The 21,461-nt window shown below is 48.1% G+C and carries 15 protein-coding genes; 9 read left to right on the top strand and 6 right to left on the bottom strand.

Annotated elements, in window-relative coordinates:
* Positions 1 to 28 precede the first annotated feature (28 nt).
* From G8759_RS09625 to G8759_RS09635, 3 genes are all read right to left on the bottom strand, one after another.
* Positions 29 to 484: a ferritin-like domain-containing protein gene (locus G8759_RS09625; RefSeq protein WP_167207388.1), complete on the bottom strand. Its 456-nt coding sequence runs from the start codon at positions 482 to 484 to the stop codon at positions 29 to 31.
* A gap of 128 nt (positions 485 to 612) precedes the next feature.
* Positions 613 to 1,920 carry a UDP-N-acetylglucosamine 1-carboxyvinyltransferase gene (gene murA, locus G8759_RS09630; RefSeq protein WP_162384851.1) on the bottom strand — a complete coding sequence of 436 codons (1,308 nt, stop codon included), beginning with the start codon at positions 1,918 to 1,920 and terminating at the stop codon, positions 613 to 615.
* Positions 1,921 to 2,003: 83 nt separating this feature from the next.
* Positions 2,004 to 2,813, bottom strand: a complete 810-nt coding sequence (locus tag G8759_RS09635) for a DUF4290 domain-containing protein (RefSeq protein ID WP_167207390.1) — start codon at positions 2,811 to 2,813, stop codon at positions 2,004 to 2,006.
* Positions 2,814 to 2,928: 115 nt separating this feature from the next.
* On the opposite strand from G8759_RS09635, the gene G8759_RS09640 reads away from it, so the two are divergent.
* The 3 genes from G8759_RS09640 (at position 2,929) to G8759_RS09650 (ending at position 9,289) form a co-directional block, all read left to right on the top strand.
* On the top strand, positions 2,929 to 4,332 hold the full coding sequence (locus G8759_RS09640) for an MATE family efflux transporter (RefSeq protein ID WP_167207392.1): 1,404 nt from the start codon (positions 2,929 to 2,931) through the stop codon (positions 4,330 to 4,332).
* Positions 4,333 to 4,698: 366 nt separating this feature from the next.
* Complete coding sequence (locus tag G8759_RS09645) at positions 4,699 to 7,899, top strand: SusC/RagA family TonB-linked outer membrane protein (protein ID WP_167207394.1); 3,201 nt, start codon at positions 4,699 to 4,701, stop codon at positions 7,897 to 7,899.
* A gap of 7 nt (positions 7,900 to 7,906) precedes the next feature.
* Positions 7,907 to 9,289 carry a RagB/SusD family nutrient uptake outer membrane protein gene (locus G8759_RS09650; protein ID WP_167207396.1) on the top strand — a complete coding sequence of 461 codons (1,383 nt, stop codon included), beginning with the start codon at positions 7,907 to 7,909 and terminating at the stop codon, positions 9,287 to 9,289.
* A gap of 130 nt (positions 9,290 to 9,419) precedes the next feature.
* On the opposite strand, the gene G8759_RS09655 is transcribed toward G8759_RS09650, so the two are convergent.
* Positions 9,420 to 10,802 (bottom strand): sensor histidine kinase, encoded by a 1,383-nt coding sequence (locus G8759_RS09655; protein ID WP_167207398.1) that lies wholly within the window; start codon positions 10,800 to 10,802, stop codon positions 9,420 to 9,422.
* A gap of 3 nt (positions 10,803 to 10,805) precedes the next feature.
* Complete coding sequence (locus G8759_RS09660) at positions 10,806 to 11,750, bottom strand: acyl-ACP desaturase (protein ID WP_167207400.1); 945 nt, start codon at positions 11,748 to 11,750, stop codon at positions 10,806 to 10,808.
* 201 nt (positions 11,751 to 11,951) lie between these two features.
* Between G8759_RS09660 and G8759_RS09665 the strand changes: the two genes are divergently transcribed.
* Complete coding sequence (locus tag G8759_RS09665) at positions 11,952 to 12,704, top strand: lysophospholipid acyltransferase family protein (protein WP_167207402.1); 753 nt, start codon at positions 11,952 to 11,954, stop codon at positions 12,702 to 12,704.
* 69 nt (positions 12,705 to 12,773) lie between these two features.
* Positions 12,774 to 13,232, top strand: a complete 459-nt coding sequence (locus G8759_RS35665) for a hypothetical protein (protein WP_197933115.1) — start codon at positions 12,774 to 12,776, stop codon at positions 13,230 to 13,232.
* 82 nt (positions 13,233 to 13,314) lie between these two features.
* Here the strand turns inward: G8759_RS35665 and G8759_RS09675 are convergent, their stop codons facing one another.
* Complete coding sequence (locus tag G8759_RS09675; protein ID WP_167207404.1) at positions 13,315 to 14,691, bottom strand: sigma-54-dependent transcriptional regulator; 1,377 nt, start codon at positions 14,689 to 14,691, stop codon at positions 13,315 to 13,317.
* 169 nt (positions 14,692 to 14,860) lie between these two features.
* On the opposite strand from G8759_RS09675, the gene G8759_RS09680 reads away from it, so the two are divergent.
* The 4 genes from G8759_RS09680 (at position 14,861) to G8759_RS09695 (ending at position 21,378) form a co-directional block, all read left to right on the top strand.
* Positions 14,861 to 16,555, top strand: a complete 1,695-nt coding sequence (locus G8759_RS09680; RefSeq protein WP_167207406.1) for an ArnT family glycosyltransferase — start codon at positions 14,861 to 14,863, stop codon at positions 16,553 to 16,555.
* 181 nt (positions 16,556 to 16,736) lie between these two features.
* Positions 16,737 to 17,984, top strand: coding sequence for an efflux RND transporter periplasmic adaptor subunit (locus tag G8759_RS09685; RefSeq protein ID WP_167207408.1), 1,248 nt, complete (start codon positions 16,737 to 16,739; stop codon positions 17,982 to 17,984).
* Between the two features lie 25 nt (positions 17,985 to 18,009).
* Positions 18,010 to 18,687 (top strand): ABC transporter ATP-binding protein, encoded by a 678-nt coding sequence (locus tag G8759_RS09690; RefSeq protein WP_167207410.1) that lies wholly within the window; start codon positions 18,010 to 18,012, stop codon positions 18,685 to 18,687.
* 333 nt (positions 18,688 to 19,020) lie between these two features.
* Complete coding sequence (locus tag G8759_RS09695; RefSeq protein ID WP_167207412.1) at positions 19,021 to 21,378, top strand: ABC transporter permease; 2,358 nt, start codon at positions 19,021 to 19,023, stop codon at positions 21,376 to 21,378.
* The last annotated feature ends 83 nt before the right edge of the window (positions 21,379 to 21,461 follow it).

Raw genomic sequence — 21,461 nt, forward strand, 5'->3', positions numbered from 1 at the left:
CCTGTTTCGTTCTTAGGCCCAATTAAGCTTAAGCGGTCTCGTGCAGGCCCTTAATTTTATCATAAGCGCCCTTTAGCTCGCTCAATTGCTTCTGCAAATCTTCTTTGATATAAGCCGGAATATGATCTTTCGCAATGGCATCCTCATAGGCTTCTACGGCTGCATTTTCACCGAATTCTACGGAACTCAGGATCGCTGACCGTTCTTTTCCGGTTACCGCCGATTTAATATCAATCCAGGCGCGGTGTAGTTTGCTGGTCAGATCGGTTGAATCAACATCAGCAACACCCGAACCGTCAATCCGGACAATGTGGTCGGCTAACTGACTACGGAACTGCTCGCTCTGGATAACCATGTGACGGAACAGCTCATTTAACTGAGCATCTTCATTGTCTTTAATGGCGTCTTCGTAGCCGTGAATGCGGTCGTTGTTGATTTTGACCAGATCGTTGAGGTCATCAACAATTTCTTTGTTCGTGATCATAACAAATGAGTTCGATAGTTAATGGATTACCAATTAATAACCCCGACTTCGGCTAATTGTTTATCAACAAACCGTAGATTCATTCTAAACCTATAAGGTTTTTGAAGCTATATAGGTTTGAAGACTAATCAAAGCCGGATAATCTCCGCACCGATCGCATTCAGACGCGTATCGATGTGTTGATAGCCCCGGTCAATCTGCTCAATGTTATCGATAATACTGGTTCCCTGCGCCGACATGGCCGCAATGAGTAAGGCAACCCCTGCCCGAATATCGGGCGATGACATGCGGATACCTTTCAATGGTAATTGGCGGTTCAGACCGACAACCGTAGCCCGGTGTGGATCGCAGAGAATAATCTGAGCACCCATATCGATGAGTTTGTCTACGAAAAACAACCGACTTTCAAACATTTTTTGGTGAATCAGTAATGTTCCCTGCGCCTGTACGGCTGTAACGAGCACAATACTTAACAAATCGGGCGTAAAGCCAGGCCAGGGCGAATCTGCAACGGTCATCATGCCCCCATCCAGAAAGGTTTCGATCTGGTAACGCTCCTGAGCCGGTATAAAAATATCATCACCCCGGAAGTCGACCTGAATACCTAGCCGCCGAAATTGATCAGGAATTATCCCCAGCTCTGGAATCCGGCAGTTTTTGATCGTTATTTCCGATTGGGTCATAGCGGCCAGACCAATGAACGAGCCAATCTCGATCATATCAGGCAACATCGTGTGTTCGGTGCCCTGAAGTTCCGAAACGCCTTCGATCGTCAGTAAATTGGAGCCAACGCCAGAAATCTTTGCCCCCATCGAATTAAGCATCTTGCTCAATTGCTGTAGGTAAGGTTCGCAGGCCGCATTGTAGATTGTCGTTGTTCCTTCAGCCATCACGGCCGCCATCAGCACGTTGGCAGTACCGGTCACCGATGCTTCATCGAGCAACATATACGTACCGCGCAGATTGCTGGCGTCAACCTGGTAATAACCACCATCATTGGCATCATAGTTAAACTGAGCACCGAGTTTCTCAAAACCCAGGAAGTGAGTATCCAGGCGCCGACGGCCAATTTTATCACCACCAGGGCGTGGAATCCGGCCTTTTTTGAAACGGGCAAGCATGGGCCCTAACAGCATAACCGAACCACGAAGAGCGGCTGCTTTTCGCTTGTAAGTGTCGCTTTCCAGATAATCCAGATTGACATCTGATGCAACGAAACGGTACGAGTTTTCGCCAATTTTAGTTACCCAGACACCCAGATCGCCCAGCAGATCGATCAACTGATTGACATCGCGGATGTTAGGAATGTTATGGATTGTGACGGGTTCTTTCGTCAGCAAAACGGCACATAGAATTTGAAGGGCTTCGTTTTTTGCCCCTTGAGGAATCAGTTCACCCTTGAGCTTGCGCCCACCCGTAATTTGAAAAGAAGCCATTGATTGGAGGATAAATTAAAATGATGAATAATGAATGCCTGTTCGAAAAGCATTTATCATTCATCATTTATGAGTACTCATAATTAGCGTCTGCGACGGTCGTTGTTGCGATTGTTTGGCCGTCCGCCCTGATTCTGACCGTCGCCACGGTTACCAAAGTTGCGCGGGTTACCGCCGTCGTTGCGGTTATTGGGGCGACCCGGAGGTCCGTCGTTCCGGTTGTTACGACCGAAGTTACGCTGGTTACCACCTTCATTCCGGTTATTCTGCCGTCCCTGATTTGGGCCATCGCCCCGGTTATTGCGATTCTGATTCCCACCGAAGTTGCCGCCCACGCGTTGGGGCTGCGTTTGGTCGCCGGTGCGTTCTCGGGGAGTGGCGTCAACCAGTCCCTGTTCCCGAATCAGTTTAATATCGTCGGCGAGTTTACCATTGGAAAGCTCCAGCAGACTCTGGTAAATGGTTTCATCCTCAACGGATTCCTTATTCCAGGCCTGATAAAAAGTGCGCATCAATCGGGTCAGATACGACACAAAAGCGCGTTTTTCTTCAGGATCTTCAACCGAAATGGCCTTGGCAATTAACAAATCGACGTTTCGGCCAAAATGTTTGAACTTCAGATGGTGCGTATTATAAGGAACTCGCTGGGGCTTTTTGCCTAAAGCCTCTTCCGATGGGGGCGGGTAGGGGCTATCTACGTCTAAGGTAAAACCTGACATGATGTAAAGGTCATCCCACAGTTTGTTGTAGTAATCCTGACCATCCTTCATGTTAGGGTGAATTTGCCGCATCAACTCAATCAGGATATGCGCGTAACGAGTACGTTTTTCCCGATCTTCGATGTTGACCATGTTGTCAACCAGCTTCTGGATACTACTTCCGTATTCTTTCAAGGGCTTTGCCTGATTCGTGTAAAGAAAACAAAAGTACGAAGAATGCGGCAGGGAGCAAGGGGCAGGAGAGTGTAGAAAAGAAGCATTATCTTTGTTGACAATTGCTCTCCTCCCCATGGTTGCTGCTCTACGCCCTCTGCCAGGTATCTATCGTCCCGAATTCGCTGATACATTTCGATTAAGCGTTCCTATTATTATTGCCCAGTTAGGCGTTGTGTTAATGGGCGTTACGGATAATCTGTTTGTTGGGCGGCTGTTGGGGGCTGTGCCATTAGGAGCCGCGGGGCTGGCCAATTCGCTTTCATTCCTGATGTCAAGTATTGGGGTTGGCGGACTGACGGTAGTAGCTGCTTTGGTATCGAAAGCGCATAGCCAGCATGATGCACATGCCATTAACCGTTTATTTAGGGGTGGTTTGCGGGTTGCCATACTGTTCAGCGTAGTATTTGGAGGCTTATCGGCCTTGTTAGCGTTCAACTTTAGTCTTTTCGGGCAAACGGCAGAGGTAACCAGACTCGCACGGGACTTTATGCTGATTCTGAGCCTGTCGCTGTTCCCTTTGCTGGTATTCGTGGCAGCCCGGCAACTCGCCGACGGATTACGTCACCCTCGTGTGGCTATGGCGATAACCATGTCTGCTCTGGCCCTGAATGCCTTCTTCAATTACGTACTCATCAAGGGAGTTGGGCCATTTCCCGAATTAGGATTAATGGGGTCGGCAACGGCTACCTTACTCTCCCGGCTGTTTATGGCGGGAGCGATGCTGGCCTATATATTTCGATCAGCCCGATTTCAACCCTATTTACAAAAGGCGTTTCGTCGATTACCCTCTGGCGAGGAAGTGAAGACAATTCTTGCGTTAGGCGTACCGGGAGGATTGACGTTTTTCTTTGAGGTCGCTACGTTTTCACTGGCGGTCGTGATTGTTGGCTGGCTGGGTGAAGATCGGCTCGCTGCCCACCAGATTGCCATCAATATGGCGTCGGTAACGTATATGATGGCTACGGGTATTTCATCAGCCGCGGCTATTCGGGTGAGCGCAGCGGTCGGACGAGGTAGCCGTGAAGGCGTTTTTCGCGCGGGCGTGGCTGCTTTTATGCTGTCAATCAGCTTCATGAGTTTGGCGGCCGTACTGTTTCTCACGGCAAATGACTGGCTTGTATCTTTGTATATCCGCGATAATCCAGAGGTTATGCGGATAGCGGCTTCACTGGTTATTATTGGTGGCTTTTTTCAACTCTCCGATGGAGTTCAGGTAGTAGCGTTGGGTAGTTTGCGTGGTTTGTCGGATGTCAATGTGCCGACCGTCATTACGCTCTTTTCATACTGGATAGTAGCTTTACCGTTGAGCTATTTACTCGCTTTCCCTCTTCATATGGACGCCATTGGGGTCTGGATTGGTCTGTTATTAGGACTGAGCATTGCGGCCGTATTGCTGACTATTCGATTTTTCCGGCGGTTAGGCCGCATCAATTATGGCGTTCCCCTTGAAACGATACCACAGGGCATTAGTAGTTGATCACTAACTGGCTGTTTACGAGCTTCTGAAATCGGTCCTCCTTTGCGCATTTTTGCTGGCTGTACGAAGATTACCTATAAGTAATAAGATTTTATAAAAGCATATAGTGTAGATAGGGATTGTGCATATAACCGAGTGATTGTCAGATAGACACCTTTCTACTTTTTTGAAAGTTAATTGGTAGTATAGGTAGATTAAATAGAATATTATTTGAATTGTACTAGGTAGAATTAGCCTTATAATTAGAAAATCGGAAGATGTAGGTATCATTGTGCATCATCGATTTGATGAATGTGTCTTTTCTTTTTTAGGTAGACTGTTTCGTCAAATCCTCAGTCAATACATGTACCTCTAAATCTAGTTCCTATGACTATTTATTTACTCAACCATGGGCGAAAAAGACTTCGGCAGTGGTGGCTATTGAGCCTACTTGTGCTGGCCTCATCGGTCGGCTACGCTCAGACAATCATTACCGGAACCGTTACCGACGGAGGCACCGGTGAAGTACTGGCCGGAACTACAGTTCAGGTCAAAGGAACCAACGTCGGAGCAACGAGCGATGCGAAAGGGCAGTATCAGATTTCGCTGCCTGCTACTGGAAAAGTGCTTGTATTCTCGTTCATCGGGTATCAGCCTACTGAGGTTACGGTTGGAAGTCGAAGCGTCGTTGATGTAAAGTTGACCAATTCCGATAATGCGCTTAGCGAAGTTGTTGTGGTGGGTTATGGTGTGCAGAACCGACGCGACATTACTACGTCGATTGGCTCCGTAAAAGCAAGAGATCTCGCCAATCAGCCCGTTGCCAGTTTCGATCAGGCACTGGCTGCTAAAATCGCGGGTGTGCAGGTGACACAGACATCGGGAGCGCCGGGGGCAGCTCTATCTGTGCGGGTACGGGGTACGGGATCGATCAGCGCGGGTAATGATCCGTTGTATGTAATTGATGGAATTCCGCTTTCGCGCGATACCAAATATGCCACTGGCAGTACCAATACCCAGTTCCCTGATAATCCAATTAACGTACTCAGCACGGTCAATACCGACGATATCGAGAGTATCGAAGTGCTGAAAGATGCCTCTGCGGCTGCTATTTATGGTTCGCGTGGTTCGAATGGTGTTGTGCTGCTGACTACTAAACGGGGTAAGGAGGGCAAAACGGTCATTAGTTATGATTCCTACGTTGGAGTGCAGCAGGTGTCCAAAAAGATCGATATGATCAACGCCTATGAGTACGCTCAATTAAGCGCTGAAGCAAAAAATAATGCCTATATCGACCGAAATCCAACGGGGAAAATAACCGATTCTAACGATACTCGGAACAAGGGAGTAGGCGCGCCAAGTACGCTAATCCAGCCAGAAATTGTGCCTTACCTCTCTAATCAGCCTGGCCTAACCAACACCGACTGGCAGGATGCTATTTTCCGGTCAGCAACCATTCAGAACCACACACTTTCTATTTCGGGTGGTAAAGACAATGTTCGGTTCTATGTGTCGGGTAATTACCTCAATCAGCGGGGTGTCGTGATTAATTCGGGCTACAAACGCTATAGTGCGCGTGCCAATGTTGAAGTAAAAAGCGGTCGTTTAACGGCTGGAATCAACCTGAACCCGACTTATGGATACCATGACCTCATCAAAGCCGAAGGGCCATACCTGGGTGAGGGTGTAATCGGCCTGGCTTTGCAAATGCCGCCAATCTTCCCGGTCTACAACGCCGACGGCTCGTATAACTGGGGTGGTAATGCCTGGGGATACGGGGCTACATCGATCCTGAATCCGGTAGCTATTGCCAATCAGGTTAGTGATAAGATGAGCCAGTTGCGACTCCTGGGAAATGTTTACGCCCAATACAACATCACAAAAGACCTGTCGTATCGGCTCAGCCTTGGCACCGACATCAATAGCTTTCAGCGCGACTATTACCGGCCATCAACCCTCGAAATCCGGGATCGTAAAGGTCCATCGGTACCAACGGGTTTCTCGCGGGCGCAGAACTTTGTAGACTGGCTTGTCGAAAATACCCTGAACTATAGCCATTCTTTCGGAGCGCATAACGTATCGGCACTGGCGGGTTTCACGTCGCAGAAAGACCGCCGGGTTGCCAACGAACTGACGGCTACAAACTATCCGAACGATTTGGTTTACACACTCAACGCCGGGCAAGTGTCGTCGGGTAGTTCTGACGTTCAGGAGTGGTCGTTGCTGTCATATCTGGGTCGCGTTCAATATGATTACAACGGAAAATACCTGTTGTCGGCGGCTGTCCGGGCTGATGGGTCCTCCCGTTTCGGAAGCGATAATCGCTGGGGCTATTTCCCATCGGTTTCCGGAGGCTGGAACGTTTCGCAGGAGCCGTTCCTGAAATCGGCGACGTGGTTGAGTGATCTGAAACTCCGGGCTAGCTATGGTCTGACGGGTAATTTCCAGATTCCGAACTATGGGTCGATCAGTTTGCTGAGCTACTCAAACTACATTCTTGGGCCTGAAACAATCGTAAGTGGGCTGGCACCCAGTAATTCGGCGAATCCTAAGCTGAGATGGGAAAAAACAGCCATGTTTGATGTCGGATTCGATGTAAGCTTTTTCCGCAATAAGCTGAATCTGACCGTCGATTATTACAATGCCAATACCTCTGATCTGCTGCTCAATGTGCCGGTTCCACGGGCTTCGGGATTCAGCACCGAATTGCAGAACATTGGCAAAGTAAATAATCAGGGGCTGGAATTTACGCTTGGTACACATCAGACGTTCGGTCGGTTCCGCTGGGATGCCAGTGCCAACATTGCCGCTAACCGAAACAAGGTGAAAGCACTCGGACCCGCCGGTGATCCGATCATTGTGGCGGGTGGTGTGGCCGGAGCACAGTTCATCACCCAAATCGGACGCCCGATTGGCGAATACTACACCATGGTTTACGATGGTGTATTTAAAAATCAGGCTGAGATCGATGCGTATCCACATACGACCACGACCCGCCCCGGCGATTTCAAATTTATCGATACGAATAAAGACGGTAAAATCGACTTCAGCAGCGACCGGGCCGTTACGGGTAGCTATTTCCCGAAATATACCTTCGGCTTTAATACAAATCTGGCTTATGCTGGATTTGATCTGGGCATAGCTGTACAGGGCGTTCAGGGGCATAAAATTCTGAACCTGATCCGTCGGTATATCTACAATATGGAAGGAAACGGTAATCTGTTCAAAGGTGCGCTGGACCGCTGGCAATCGCCCGAGAACCCCGGCAATGGACTGGTTAACCGTGCCAATCGGCTGGCATCGGGTTCGAACGGGGAAATTTCGACCTGGCATATTGAAGATGGTTCGTATGTGCGAATCCGTACCATTACGCTGGGGTATACCTTGCCTACGACGTTACTGAATCGGTTGCATGTTAGCCGGGCGCGTGTCTATGTGACAACGCAGAATCCATTCACATTTACCAAATACCTTGGCTTTAATCCAGAGGTAAACAGCCGTCCTGATAGCGCGCTTTCATCGGGTGAAGATTACGGGACTTATCCATTACCCCGCACAACATCGGTTGGTATTAACCTCTCATTCTGACATAGCCATGAAAAAGATAACCTTACTTTTAATTTCTCTAATTAGCCTTTCGGCTTGCCAGAAGGATTTTCTGGACCTAAAACCTTTGTCGCAGCCAAACGTAGACAACTTCTACAAAACGGCAAACGACTTTGGGAATGCCGTCAATGGTGCTTACGATGCGCTGCAAAGTGCCAACCAGTATGGTGGCGACTTCAATACATTGATTGAAGCACGTGGTGATAATGTACTTGATAATGACCCATCGTCTGGTTCCGGTCTGCGTTACAATATAGACCGTTTCATTGAACCAACCACAAACACGGTTCTGCGTGATACGTGGGGGAGTTTGTATACGGGTATCAATCGTTGCAACCTGATACTGGATAAGATCGATGGTGTAACGATGGACGCGACATTGAAAGCGCGTTATAAAGGGGAAGCACAATTTATTCGGGCTCTGTCGTACTTCAACCTGGTGCGGTTATGGGGTAAAGTGCCACTTGTCTTAACCGCCGGAACAACCACCGAAGCCCGATCCTTTTCACGCAACGAAGTGGCCGATATTTATGCCGCTATTGAAAAGGATTTGACAGCCGCAGCGGCTGGTTTGCCGGTAAGCTACACGGGTAATGATATTGGCCGGGCAACAACTGGTTCGGCTAAAGGCTTGCTGGGTAAAGTGTATGTCACGGAAAAGAAATACGATCTGGCCGTGCCTCTCCTGAGGGATCTGGTGAACGGAACGACCTATCAGTTGCTGCCCAATATTGCCGATGTGTTTCTGGTCACGAACAAAAACAACGCAGAACTTTTGTTTGCTGTAAAATTCAAGAAGGGTGGTTTATTGGGCGAAGGGCATGGCTCTTGGTTTGGTACGAGCATTGGCGACCCCATTGAGCCGTCGTTGCGGGCTGCCTACCCGGCGGGTGATAAACGGCTTCCGCTAACGGTAATGATCCCGGTACCTACCAGTATCAACGCTGTGCCGAGGAAATATTACGATGAACTGTCTGGGACAAACGATGTCGGTAATGATTTCCCGGTGCTGCGTTTTGCCGATGTGATTCTGCTCTATGCCGAAGCCTTAAATGAGGTCGGTTACCAGGCAGACGGTGATGCATTCAAAGCCCTAAATCGGGTTCGTACGCGGGCAGGTGTGGCAAACTATACAGCCGCCCAGCTGGCAACTAAAGAAGCTTTCCGGGTAGCCATTATCAATGAACGGCGATTGGAACTAGCTCTGGAAAGTGACCGGTGGTTCGATCTGATTCGAACAGGAACGGCTGTGGATGCTATAAAAGTAACCGGCATTACGATGCCCACGTACCGTACGGTCTATCCAGTACCCCAGTCTGAAATTGATGTGTATAATAACAAAACCACGTTTCCTCAAAACGACGGGTATTGATTTAAAGTAACTGACAACAGAAACCCCCTGACTGGAATTATCTTCAGTCAGGGGGTTTCTGTTGTCAGAGTATCGGTTCGATTAAGAACTTAAACGATTAGCACAAACGCAATTTGTTCACACAAAGGGATCAAAATACCAGATTAAATGTGCTGCCAGTGCCAGGTGTCGACGTGGCGGTTAATTGACCACCGTGCAGCTGCATAATTTGACGGGATAGACTTAAACCAATACCCGATCCCGTTTTTTTCGTTGTATAGAACGGAATAAAAATCTGCTCCAGTGCTTCCGGTTCAATACCTGGGCCATTGTCGGCCACGCTGATGATCACGCGGGGCCCATCGGCCATAGCCTCCAGATGAATCGTTGGATTAGGTGTTTTGTCTAAGCTTTCTACGGCATTTTTGAGCAAATTGATGAGAACCATTTCAATCTGATCAATATCGGCGCGGATGGCCAGATTGGGCAACGTAGTTTTCGTTGTGATTTTGACCGGTTGTTTCTGATTGTTGGCCTGTGTAAGCTGAACAACGTGCTTCATGAGCTGATCCACAGGAACTTCAGCAAAACTTGGTTGAGGAATCGTTGTAAAATGCCGATAGGCATCCACAAACCGCATAACACCCGCCCCGCGCTGTTCGATTGTGGTTAGCGCATCCCGAAGGTCAGTAACCGAGGAGGCAAACAACGACGAAGAAAGAAGTTCAGTCGTATCGATTTCTGAAGACATTCCGGCTTCGACAATAGGGACCAGATCCGTCTCTACAATATCACGCATCGTGCCTGCCAGTGACACAATAGGCGTAATTGAATTCATGATTTCGTGACGCAGTACTTTGGTCAGGTTTTGCCAGGCATCAAGTTCACGCTGCTGCAATTCCGAACGAATGTTTTGCAGGGATGCCACGGTCACTAACCGCCCCCGTAATCGAACGACCGTACAGCGTACCGACAATTCCCCGTCCGTACCGGTTTGATACGATACGGGGGTAGAAGACGCAGTTGATGATTTAAGTACGTTTACCAGATCGGCATGAGTCGAGTTCAGGTCGCTGAGCGTACGAAGCCGATAAGTACCCAATAACCGAAGGGCTGTCTGGTTAACCAGTTCGACCTGTCCGGCGGCATCGAACGTTAGCAAGCCAACACTTACGTGCTGAACAATGGTATTTACATAGTGCAAATTCGCTTCTTTCTCAGCCCTTGCCTGCCGAAATGCGTCCAGTACCTCATTGAACTGATCGTTTAGCTCATGGAAAGAAGGGCCGAGATTACTATCGGCCCTGAAGGCAACCGCAAAATCAGAATAGCGTACCGATTCCAGAAACCGTGTCAGTTTACGATTCAGGCTGGTGACGAATCGATACAGGTTTATGGTTATGACCAAATGGGCAATAAACAACGGGAAGAGCAACAAGCTATTGCTACCCTGAAGGTAAAAATAGGTAAGCGCAACGGTCAGAATGACCACGACAACAATGCGCCAGCCAATGCCTATGGCGAAACGATCCATGAGTTATGCAATCCAACTGAACGGGTACTCAAGTGTAGGTACTTTGGTCCGCTCAGCTATCCGGCGCAGTCGATTAGGAAGCGCCATCAGGTAATCACGGGCACGTTGACCAGCATCGTCGAGATCCGTGATAGCCCCAATGTTCCAGTCGGCCAGCAAATTATCCAGAATATCGATATAATCGTATGTTGTATATACCCCAAGCCGCTGAGCTGCATCGGAAAAGTGACTGAACGTCTGGCCAATTTTAACCCCTGTTTCGCGCAGGAAGTGAGCAGGCATCACAATCTTTTTGCGCATCATATCTTCAAATGCCAGCATCATTTCCGACGGATCGACCTCAAAAATCTGTCCGACAAATGCCTTATAGGCTTTAGCATGACGCATTTCGTCGGAAGCAATTACGCCACATATTTTAGACAACTGCGGACAGCCAGCCTGCTTGGCCAGCGTGGCTGTTCGACGGTGCGATACATTGGTTGCCAGTTCCTGAAACGAGGTATACACAAAGTTGCGGTAAGGGTCACGGCCCGTTCCAATGTCGAAGCCATCCGCAATAAGATACTGGGTAGAAACTTCCATGGCCCGCATATTGACCCGGCCCGACAGATACAGGAATTTGTTGAGCAGGTCACCGTGCCGGTTTTCTTCGGCTGTCCAGCCCCGAATCCATTGCGTCCAGTGTTGCGGGCTATTTTGGTCAACGCCTTCCATTCCCATCAGCCATGATTCATAGGTTGGGAGAGCTTCTTCGGTAATGGTATCGCCCACCAGAACGGCTACGTAATCGTAGGATAATTCACGCGTGCTTTCGCGAAGGAGCTTGACCTCGTCCAGAAAATTTTCCTGTGCGGAATCGGGCAGCAGGTCAGCCGGTTGCCAGTTTGTTTCGATAGGCTTAAGATACTCCCCAATTAAGGCGTTTATTTTTTCGCCGACGAAACGCATTACGTCTATACGAGAGGCCGATAGAATCATGTAAAATCAACAAAGAAGATGATCAATCAATTCAATAAACTTGCAAGGTACACTTAAAACAAACGACAGATTTAGTGTGCTTTGCCTTTTTCTACCAAACAAAACCTGACGGATTGCTATTTTTGAGCTAAAATAAGGCAATAGGCGTATTTCGATGCCCAAAAAGGCGCTATGAAAAAAATTCTGGATTATTTTTTGAGCTCTGTTTACCTGCTCTACTTCGGATTGACTTTAGTGGTTTTTCACGTTCTTCAGGTCATTGCGTTTCATGTATTTGGGAAACCGGCGCACAAAAAAGTGGTCGATTGGATGAATGCGTTCATTGCTTATGGCTGGTATCTGACGGGTAGTAGTATCAGGTTTCAGCAACAGCCCAATCTGCCAACTGATCGTCCGATTATTTTTGTGGCCAACCACCAGAGTATGTTCGATATTTCACCGATTATCTGGTTTCTGCGTCGTCATACCCCCATTTTTGTTTCCAAAATTGAGCTGGCTCATGGAATACCGGGTGTGTCCTATAACCTGCGTAAAAGCGGAGCGGCACTGATCGATCGTAACGATCCGAAACAAGCCATCGTTGAGATTGCCCGCTTGGGTAAGCATATTCAGCAAACGAAACATTCTGCGGTTATTTTTCCGGAGGGAACGCGGTCATCATCGGGGAAAATGCGTCCTTTTGTAGCGGGTGGATTGGCCATGCTGCTCAAGCGGGCACCCGATGCGCTCGTGGTGCCTATTGCTATCCGTGGGACGGGTCCTTTCAATCCGACTGGCGTATTTCCATTGACCTCATTTTCGCGGATGTCGTGGGTGGTGCTACCCGGTATCGAGCCTGCTGGCCAAACCCCCGATGAAATAGTGAGACTAGCGCAGGAGGCTATTTCTCTGGAACTCGGTGTATTAGGGGCGGTTAGCCAGTAAAATAGCAATGATGTATTTGTAGTTGACTCTGGTATTTCCGTATATTTATAAAGAAACCGTTTTGCTTGTTTGACTCTAGATAAACCGCATCGGCGGAACGGTCTTGACCAGATTGAACCCATACTAGCCGACGTAGCTCAAAAAACAGATCGGCTCATTGAGTCGAACGGCCAGATTTTCCAACTGGCTACTGAGACCCAGGCGCAGGTGCAAAAAGTAGTTCAGCAGGCAGATAGTACTGCCAGAGGGCTGGCGAATCTAACCGTTAGTGTTAACCAGCGGTTTGATCAACTCACTGCCGATGTAAATCATCAGTTTGTCCAGATCAACCATCGATTTGTTGAGGTTGATCATCGATTCGATCAACAGCAGAGTCAATTTGAAAGCCTTCGAGGTGAAGTGCAGCTTGGGCTAGAGCAACTTGATACCAAAATTGACAGTAACGTAGATGGGCTACAGGAGGAAATAAAATTTCCGAAAGATACTCAGATCGAAATTTTGACTATCCTCAAAGATCGGTTAAAGTAGATAGTAGGGTAACTATACGGCCTGACCTGAATTGACAATGGCTGAATTACGGTACCAATGCCGATTCAGATCAGGCAATAACTCACAGCCCAAATTTCTCCAGTCGTCTGTACAACGCCTGACGGGATACCCCCAGTTCTCGCGCAACATCCGTGATGCTACCCCGATGTTTCTGCATTGCCTGTTGAATCAATTGACGCTCCATGTCTTCCAGTTGCAGCGTTTCGTTTACCGGAGATGTTGTTGTAGACGCGTCTTTTCGGAATACAAAATTGCCCGGTTCCAGGAGAGTGCCCTGCGTTAGTTCAGGACGGGCCAGAATAACGGCCCGCTCAACAGCATGCTGTAGTTCACGCACGTTTCCAGGCCAGCGATATTGTTTCATTTCAGCCAATAATGCCGGGCTCAGCCCCGAAACGGATCGATTGTATTGCTTGGCATATTTTTTTAGAAAATGTTCGGCCAGCAGACCAATATCCGACGGACGTTCGCGTAGGGGAGGTAAATGAAGCTCAATTGTGTTGATCCGATAAAGCAAATCCTGCCGAAATTGCCGCTCGGCTACGCGTTGATTCAGGTCAGCATTCGTTGCGCAGACGAGCCGGACATCTATTGGCCGGGCCTTGTTCGAACCAACGCGTGTTACCTGCCGCTGTTGCAGGACGGTTAACAAACGGGCTTGTTGAGAAGGAGAAAGATTACCAATCTCGTCCAGAAAAATTGTTCCGCCGTTCGCTTCTTCGAACCGACCAGCCCGATCGTCGCGGGCATCGGTAAACGCACCCTTCACATGCCCGAAAACTTCACTCTCAAACAGGCTTTCGGTCAGCGCACCTACATCAACGCTTATAAACGGTTTGTCCCGGCGATCTGACTGTTCGTGAATTGCCCGGGCGATTAAATCTTTGCCCGTTCCATTCTCTCCCAAAATCAGCACGTTGGCGTCAGTAGGAGCAACACGTTCGACGGTTTCCAGAACCGGACGCATGGCCGAGCCGATGATGGTGGCATGTTTCCCATTTACTTTGGCCGATTGTTTGTCTTTGGCGCCCTTTTCGCCGTCTTCTTTTTCGTCCTTTCGCCCTTCAACTGCCCCGCGGATGGTATCCAGAAACTTATCATTTTGCCAGGGTTTGAGCACAAAATCAATGGCACCGGCTTTCATGGCCCGTACAGCCATTTCGACGTCGCCATACGCCGTAAACAAAATTACCCGAGCGGCCGGATCGATATCTAAAATACGATCAAGCCAGGCAAATCCCTCACGGCCACTGCTAACATCACGCTGAAAATTCATGTCCAGCACAATTGCGTCGTATCGGTTATTGTTGAGCAGAAAAGGCAGTTTTTCGGGATTTTTTTCGATGTCCACCGCGCCGAAATGTCGTTTCAGCAGCAACCGGGCAGCCAGCAGCACGTCGGGGTCATCGTCGACGAGGAGAAGTTTAGCATCTTGCATATACCAAAGATAAAGAGTCTGGCGATTTGTTGCACGCAGGCACTGTTTCAACGACGAATTAAGCTTTTCTTACGTACTTTCGTTGCCAAAAGTCGTTGAGCGGTCATTGGTCGTGATTTATGGTCATTTTCTGGAAGTTGACCGTTGAGCGATAATTTTATGCCAACTAATGACTGACATTGCCCCACCTCTCAACGATCGCTGGTTTTATGCCCTGGTAGTAGCTGGCATATTCCTCAATGCAACAGGCTTATTTCCGCCAATTCTGGAACCCGATGGCGCACTCTATGCCTGTATTGCCAAAATAATGGCCCAAACCGGGGATTTTGTTAATCTGTATGCCGTTGGCCGTGACTGGCTCGATAAGCCGCATTTTCCCTTCTGGGTATCGGCCCTGAGCTATCTTATTTTTGGGATTAATACATTCGCCTATAAATTTCCGGCTCTTTTGTTCTTTATGGGTAGCGCCATTTACACCTATAAATTTGTTCGGCTGGCCTATTCAAAATTGACAGCACAACTAGCTGTGCTGGTTCTATTGACGGCCTTTCACGGTGTACTTTCGAATAGCGATGTGCGGGCTGAGCCTTATCTGACACTACTAATCATCGGGCCAGTTTACCATTTTTACCGGGTCTTTCTGGGGGATAAAAATGACCTTTCTAAAAACTGGCTTCATCTGCTACTTGGGTCGTTCCTGACTGGTTGCGCCCTGATGACGAAAGGACTCTTCGTGATCGTTCCAATTGGTGCAGGTTTAGGACTTCACTGGCTCTTGACCGGTAACTGGCGGGAGTTATTAAAGCCGAGGTGGTATCTGGCAGTTGTGCTATCATTTGTTTTTACGTTGCCTGAGATTTATTGTTTATATCAACAATTCGACCTGCAGCCCGGAAAAGTAGTTTTTGGGAATACGGGCGTTTCGGGCATTCGATTTTTCTTCTGGGACAGTCAGTTCGGGCGTTTTTTTAACACGGGTCCAATTAAGGGCGCGGGCGACAAATTTTTCTTTCTTCATACGCTGCTTTGGGCTTTTCTGCCGTGGTCGTTACCCTTGTACATTGGTGTTGGAAAAGCACTGGTCGCATTAGTAAAGCGGCAGAATCCCTTACCAGAGTACGTTTCACTGGGGTCGAGCCTCGCTACCTTTGCGCTGTTTTCGTTATCGGGCTTTCAGCTTCCGCATTATCTGAATATTGTTTTTCCGTTCTATGCCATTCTGACCGCTCAGTTTCTGGTGAGTCTGAATCCGGTTAACCTTCGTAGGTGGACGGTCGCACAGTCAATTATTGGGTTGTTGTTAGTCGTACTGATCGTGGCCGTGTTGTTTGTTGTAAAACCCGCTAAACTCGGCATCGCGCTTAGTTGGGTAATTATCATCACGTTGGCGACAATCACCCTGTTTCGGCAAACGACGATGTTGTCCTTAATGGGTCGGATGGTGGGAGCAATGCTGGTATTGGCTGGTGTACTCAACCTGTTTCTGTATCCAACCTTTATGCAATATGAGGCTGGTTTGACCGCTGCCCGGTTCGTTAATGAACAGCCGCTGCTTGCCAAGCGGCCAACGGCACTTTACGGCCCCGGTACGTTTGGCGAAAGCTCGTGGTCGTATGAATTTTACGCCCATGCACCAACGCAATACATTCGCGAAGACTCAGTATTACGACAAATGAGCAGCCATCGGGCGGTGCAGGTTTTTACTACAAATACGTATGCTGATTCGCTGGAAATACGCGGTTTTCGTGTTCGTCGGGTAGCGATTTTTCCTTATTTTCACATCAGCCAGCTAACCGCCGATTTCCTGAATTATGACACACGGGCAACAACGCTTAAGCCCTATGTGCTCATAGAGGTTAAATGATAAATGAACCGGTTTTGAAACCGGACAGCTATTTGTCCGAAACCGGACAGCTGTAATTTTTAGTTCTGAATTAATTTGTTGATAATCAGTATATTTTATTAGTTGGCACGACTATTGGCTCAAAAGGAGTAAAGCACACGCTTAGTGTTTTATTTCTTAATGTGCTAATTGAAAAATTACAATGGATCGCGCCTTACCTAAACGTTTCTGGACAACACAACGTATCGCAATTTTTGGTGGTGGTACGCTGATTTTGAGTCTATTAGCTTATACGTTCCTGTTTGCTGACCGCCGGTCGAAACTGAACGTCGAAAAAGATAAAATCACCGTCTCGAACGTATCTACCGGACCGTTTGAGGACTTCATCGCCGTTACGGGCGTCGTTCAACCGCTGAAAACTATTCGATTGGATGCCATCGAGGGCGGTTATGTAACATCAAAACTCGTTGAGGGTGGCAACATGGTTAAGAAGGGCGATGTGCTCCTGAAGCTCGAAAACCAGAGCCTTAAACTGAGCTTTCTACAATCGGAAACAGAAGCCAATCGACTTGTCAACGACTTGCAGAATACGCGCCAACGGATACAGATCGAACGATTTACGCTCCGTAAAACGCTGGCTGATGTAGATGCTCAAATTTCTCAGGCGAAAGACACTTACGATCGTCAGGAAAAGCTCTACAAAGATAAAGTTGTGTCAGAAGAAGACTATCTGAAAGCGAAACGGGCTTACGAACGATTAGTCACCCAGCGTACCATCGAAATCGAAACGCAGAAGTATCAGGAGGAAAACGCAAAATTTCAGATCAAACAACTTGAGGGTACCTTGCAACGTACGCAGCGAAATGTCGCTCTTTGGCAACAGACGCTCGATAATCTGGTCGTCAAAGCACCGGTATCGGGTCAGTTGTCGAGTATCGATGTCGAAGTTGGGTCGAACATTAACCGGGGCCAGAATATTGGTCAGATCGATGATCTAAATGGGTTTAAAATGCGGGTTGGTATTGATGAACACTACATTAGCCGCGTATTTTCGGGCCTGAAAGGATCATTTGAGTTCAACGGGAAAATGCACGATCTGGAAATTAGTCGCGTGTATCCCGAAGTAAAAAGTGGTCGATTTGAAGTTGATATGGTTTTTCCGAAGGGCACACCCGAAGGCATCAAGCGCGGTCAATCATCACCGATTCAGCTGGAGCTGGGCAAAGCAGCAAAAGCTACGTTACTGCCCGTAGGTGGTTTCTTCTCCGACACAGGTGGTAACTGGGTATACGTAGTCGATAAGTCGGGCAAGCGAGCGGTGAAGCGGCCAATTACGCTGGGCCGTAAAAACCCGGAGTTTTATGAAGTGCTTGAAGGTTTGCAGCCCGGCGAGCAGGTTATTACGAGTTCTTACGAAAATTTTGGCGATAACGAAGTTCTAGAATTTTAAACCCTCAGAACCATTCTGAAAAAGTATGATCCAGACAGTTAACCTACAGAAACTCTTCGCTACCGAAGAAGTAGAAACCACCGCCCTCAATGGCATCAACATGGACGTTAAAGACGGCGAGTTCGTGGCCATCATGGGTCCGTCCGGTTGTGGTAAATCCACCCTGCTAAACATCCTTGGCCTGTTAGACAATCCGAGCGAGGGCGAATACAATTTCTACGGAACAGCTGTTGCCAAAATGACTGAGCGCCAGCGGGCGCAGTTGCGGAAAGGCTCTATCGGGTTCGTGTTTCAGAGCTTTAACCTGATCGACGAACTTACCGTCTATGAAAACGTCGAACTGCCACTGCTTTATCTTAAAACGCCTACCGACGAACGCAAAAAGCGCGTTGAAGAAGCCCTCGAACGCATGAGCATTATGCACCGGCGTAATCACTTCCCGCAGCAACTCTCGGGTGGTCAGCAACAACGGACAGCTATTGCACGGGCGGTTGTTGCAAAACCAAAATTAATCCTGGCGGATGAGCCGACGGGTAACCTCGACTCGAAAAACGGCGAGGAAGTGATGAAGCTTCTTGGAGAATTAAATGACGAAGGAACAACGATTATCATGGTAACGCACTCACCCTACGATGCTGGCTTTGCGCACCGTATTGTGAACCTGTTCGATGGTAAAGTTGTGACGGAAAACTTCCACGTTTAACTCGCGTAGAAAGCCGTTTTACAGGAAAGATTTAAGTCTGATTGCAAGACCTGGGAAAAAAAGATGTGGTTAACAGACCGCTATCATTCCTGGGTCTTGTCGTTGAAGACTAAGCCTGCCGGAATACCATATTTATTTTTGTCAGTCAGCTGATTAATTCTTTCGGCGCCGTGTTCAGGCCAATTGTCTGACAAAGCTCAACAATGGCTTTTGCCTGTTCTGATGGATAATCGTATTGCACTAAATCAGGAACAGAGCTTCCAAAACCTTCAGTAAGCAACGTTACTGGAAGTGGAGCAACTGTGCTACAGTTCGAAATTAACCCCAACAACTATGTTCCGCAATTACCTCAAAATTGCAGTTCGGAGTTTGCTAAAGAACAAACTCTACTCATCCATCAACGTATTGGGGTTAGCGCTCGGAATGGCGTGTAGTTTGCTGATTGGGCTCTGGGTACGTGATGAACTGAGCTATGATCGCTTTCTGCCCGATGCGGAGCATATCCAGTATGTTCGGGTTAATTTTCCTTATAACGGCGAAACCGTCACGAATTTCGTCACACCCGGCCCTTTACAGGAAGCCATTGCGAAAGATGTGCCTCAGGTGGCCGCTGTCACAAAAATTAATTATGGGCCGGAGCTTTTGATAAAAGTCGGTGAAAGAAACGCCAAAGAAAAAGGTCATTACGCCACCGACGATTTTTTTGGGGTATTCGATCTGCCCGTAGTTGATGGCAATCCCAAAGCGGCACTAGCCCAAACCAATCAGATTGTTATTACCAAAAAGATAGCCGAAAAATATTTCCCGAATAGCCCGGCCATTGGTAAAACACTGCAACTTGACAATGACAAATTCTACGTTGTTGGTGCCGTAATTGACGATTTACCGCACAACTCAACGCTGCAATTCGACTGGCTCGTAAACTGGAAAGTACAGGAGCAGGATTGGATGAAAACCTGGGGCAATAATGGGTTCTATACGTATGTTCGGCTCAAACCTAATACGACGATTGCCCAGGCCGAAGCCGCCATGAAACATATCTATCCGCGCTACGGAGGAAAAAACTTCGATACAGGACGGCCAACATTGCAACCCATGACCGACCTGCACCTGTATGCAGACTACAAAAATGGACACTCGGTTGGGGGACGGATTGAATACGTTCGCATTTTCTCGATTGTTGCGCTGTTTATCCTGCTCATTGCCTGTATCAATTTCATGAATCTGGCAACCGCCCGCTCGGCAATGCGTGCCAAAGAAGTGGGCGTCAGAAAAGTGGTTGGCGCTTTACGTTCATCGCTGATCGGACAGTTTTTGAGCGAATCAATCGTTACGAGTTTATTAGCCGTTGTGTTGGCATTCGGGCTGGTTTGGGCCGTTTTGCCAACCTTTAACGCCTTATTTGGCAAACAGATCGTACTTAATCTTGCCGAGCCGACACTCTGGCTCATTGTTACAATACTGGTACTGATAACAGGCTTCCTGTCAGGAAGTTACCCGGCTTTGTTTCTGTCATCGCTGCAACCCATCAAAATTCTCAAGGGTCGCTTACAGTTCGGTGCCGGACCTGCTCTGTTTCGCCGGGCACTGGTTGTCTTTCAGTTTTCGCTGTCTATTTTCCTGATTGTGGGTATGCTGGTTGTGGGTAAACAGATGGATTATCTGCGCACTAAAAACCTGGGCCTTGACCGCGAAAATGTGGTTTACATACCCCTGGAAGGCGAAATTGCTCAGCCTAAAAAGCTGGAACCATTTCGACAGGAGGTACTGCGGGCACCATCCATTGCTTCGGCATCAACAGCGATGTCATTACCCGTAAGTGTACAAAGCACATCCGGCGATTTGAACTGGACGGGCAAAGACCCAGCCTTACAAACAACCGTCTCAGCGATGGCTATCGGGGCCGATTTCATTAAAACGATGAATATCAAATTGGTAAGTGGTCGCGATTTTCGCGCAGATAGCCCCGCCGATTCATCAAATTACCTGATCAACGAAGCCACGGCCAAACTGATGGGAATGAAAGATCCCGTTGGTAAAGAAATCACATTTTGGAATGGAAAAGGACGGGTTGTCGGGCTGATGAAAGATTTTCATCTGACTTCATTACACGAGGCCATTAATCCCTTGGTATTGGTTTTTAATCCGTTGAATACGAGTTATTTACTGGTGAAAACTCGTGCTGGTCAAACCCAGCAGGCCATCGCTGATTTAGAACGAATCACGAAGGAGTTTAATCCGAATTATCCCTTCAACTATCATTTTGTTGACGAAGCCTACGAAAAATTATACCGTAGTGAACAGCAGGTGAACGCCCTGGTCAATTATTTCGGCGTACTCGCTATTCTGATTTCGTGTCTGGGCTTATTTGCTCTCGCGGCATTTACCGCTGAACAGCGTACCAAGGAAATAGGCGTCCGGAAAGTGCTGGGCGCCAGTGTCACAAACATCATTGGGTTGCTTTCTAAAGACTTCCTGAAACTCGTCGTCATTGCGCTTGTCCTGGCTTCGCCGTTAGCCTGGTGGGCGGTGAGTACCTGGCTGGGGACGTTTGCATACCAAACAGAATTGGGCTGGTGGATTTTCGGTGTTGCCGGTCTTCTGGCACTATTAATCGCTTTTTTAACGGTCAGCTATCAGAGCATTAAAGCAGCCCTGATGAATCCGGTTACGAGTTTGCGAAGCGAATAAAGGACCTTAAACGGTATGAAGTAGCTTTTCTTTTTTCTGCTCGCTACTGGCCTGTGCTTTTAGCGAGCAGAATCATTTGTAGG

The organism is Spirosoma aureum, from assembly GCF_011604685.1.
Taxonomy (GTDB): domain Bacteria; phylum Bacteroidota; class Bacteroidia; order Cytophagales; family Spirosomataceae; genus Spirosoma; species Spirosoma aureum.

Excerpts from the sequence above, each read along its gene's own strand:
- G8759_RS09680 (WP_167207406.1), top strand. The coding sequence starts at position 14,861 with ATGACTGACATTGCCCCACCTCTCAACGATCGCTGGTTTTATGCCCTG.
- G8759_RS09625 (WP_167207388.1), bottom strand. The coding sequence starts at position 484 with ATGATCACGAACAAAGAAATTGTTGATGACCTCAACGATCTGGTCAAA.
- G8759_RS09695 (WP_167207412.1), top strand. The coding sequence starts at position 19,021 with ATGTTCCGCAATTACCTCAAAATTGCAGTTCGGAGTTTGCTAAAGAAC.
- G8759_RS09650 (WP_167207396.1), top strand. The coding sequence starts at position 7,907 with ATGAAAAAGATAACCTTACTTTTAATTTCTCTAATTAGCCTTTCGGCT.
- G8759_RS09685 (WP_167207408.1), top strand. The coding sequence starts at position 16,737 with ATGGATCGCGCCTTACCTAAACGTTTCTGGACAACACAACGTATCGCA.
- G8759_RS09655 (WP_167207398.1), bottom strand. The coding sequence starts at position 10,802 with ATGGATCGTTTCGCCATAGGCATTGGCTGGCGCATTGTTGTCGTGGTC.
- G8759_RS09690 (WP_167207410.1), top strand. The coding sequence starts at position 18,010 with ATGATCCAGACAGTTAACCTACAGAAACTCTTCGCTACCGAAGAAGTA.
- murA (WP_162384851.1), bottom strand. The coding sequence starts at position 1,920 with ATGGCTTCTTTTCAAATTACGGGTGGGCGCAAGCTCAAGGGTGAACTG.
- G8759_RS09675 (WP_167207404.1), bottom strand. The coding sequence starts at position 14,691 with ATGCAAGATGCTAAACTTCTCCTCGTCGACGATGACCCCGACGTGCTG.
- G8759_RS09645 (WP_167207394.1), top strand. The coding sequence starts at position 4,699 with ATGACTATTTATTTACTCAACCATGGGCGAAAAAGACTTCGGCAGTGG.
- G8759_RS09665 (WP_167207402.1), top strand. The coding sequence starts at position 11,952 with ATGAAAAAAATTCTGGATTATTTTTTGAGCTCTGTTTACCTGCTCTAC.
- G8759_RS09640 (WP_167207392.1), top strand. The coding sequence starts at position 2,929 with ATGGTTGCTGCTCTACGCCCTCTGCCAGGTATCTATCGTCCCGAATTC.
- G8759_RS09660 (WP_167207400.1), bottom strand. The coding sequence starts at position 11,750 with ATGCGTTTCGTCGGCGAAAAAATAAACGCCTTAATTGGGGAGTATCTT.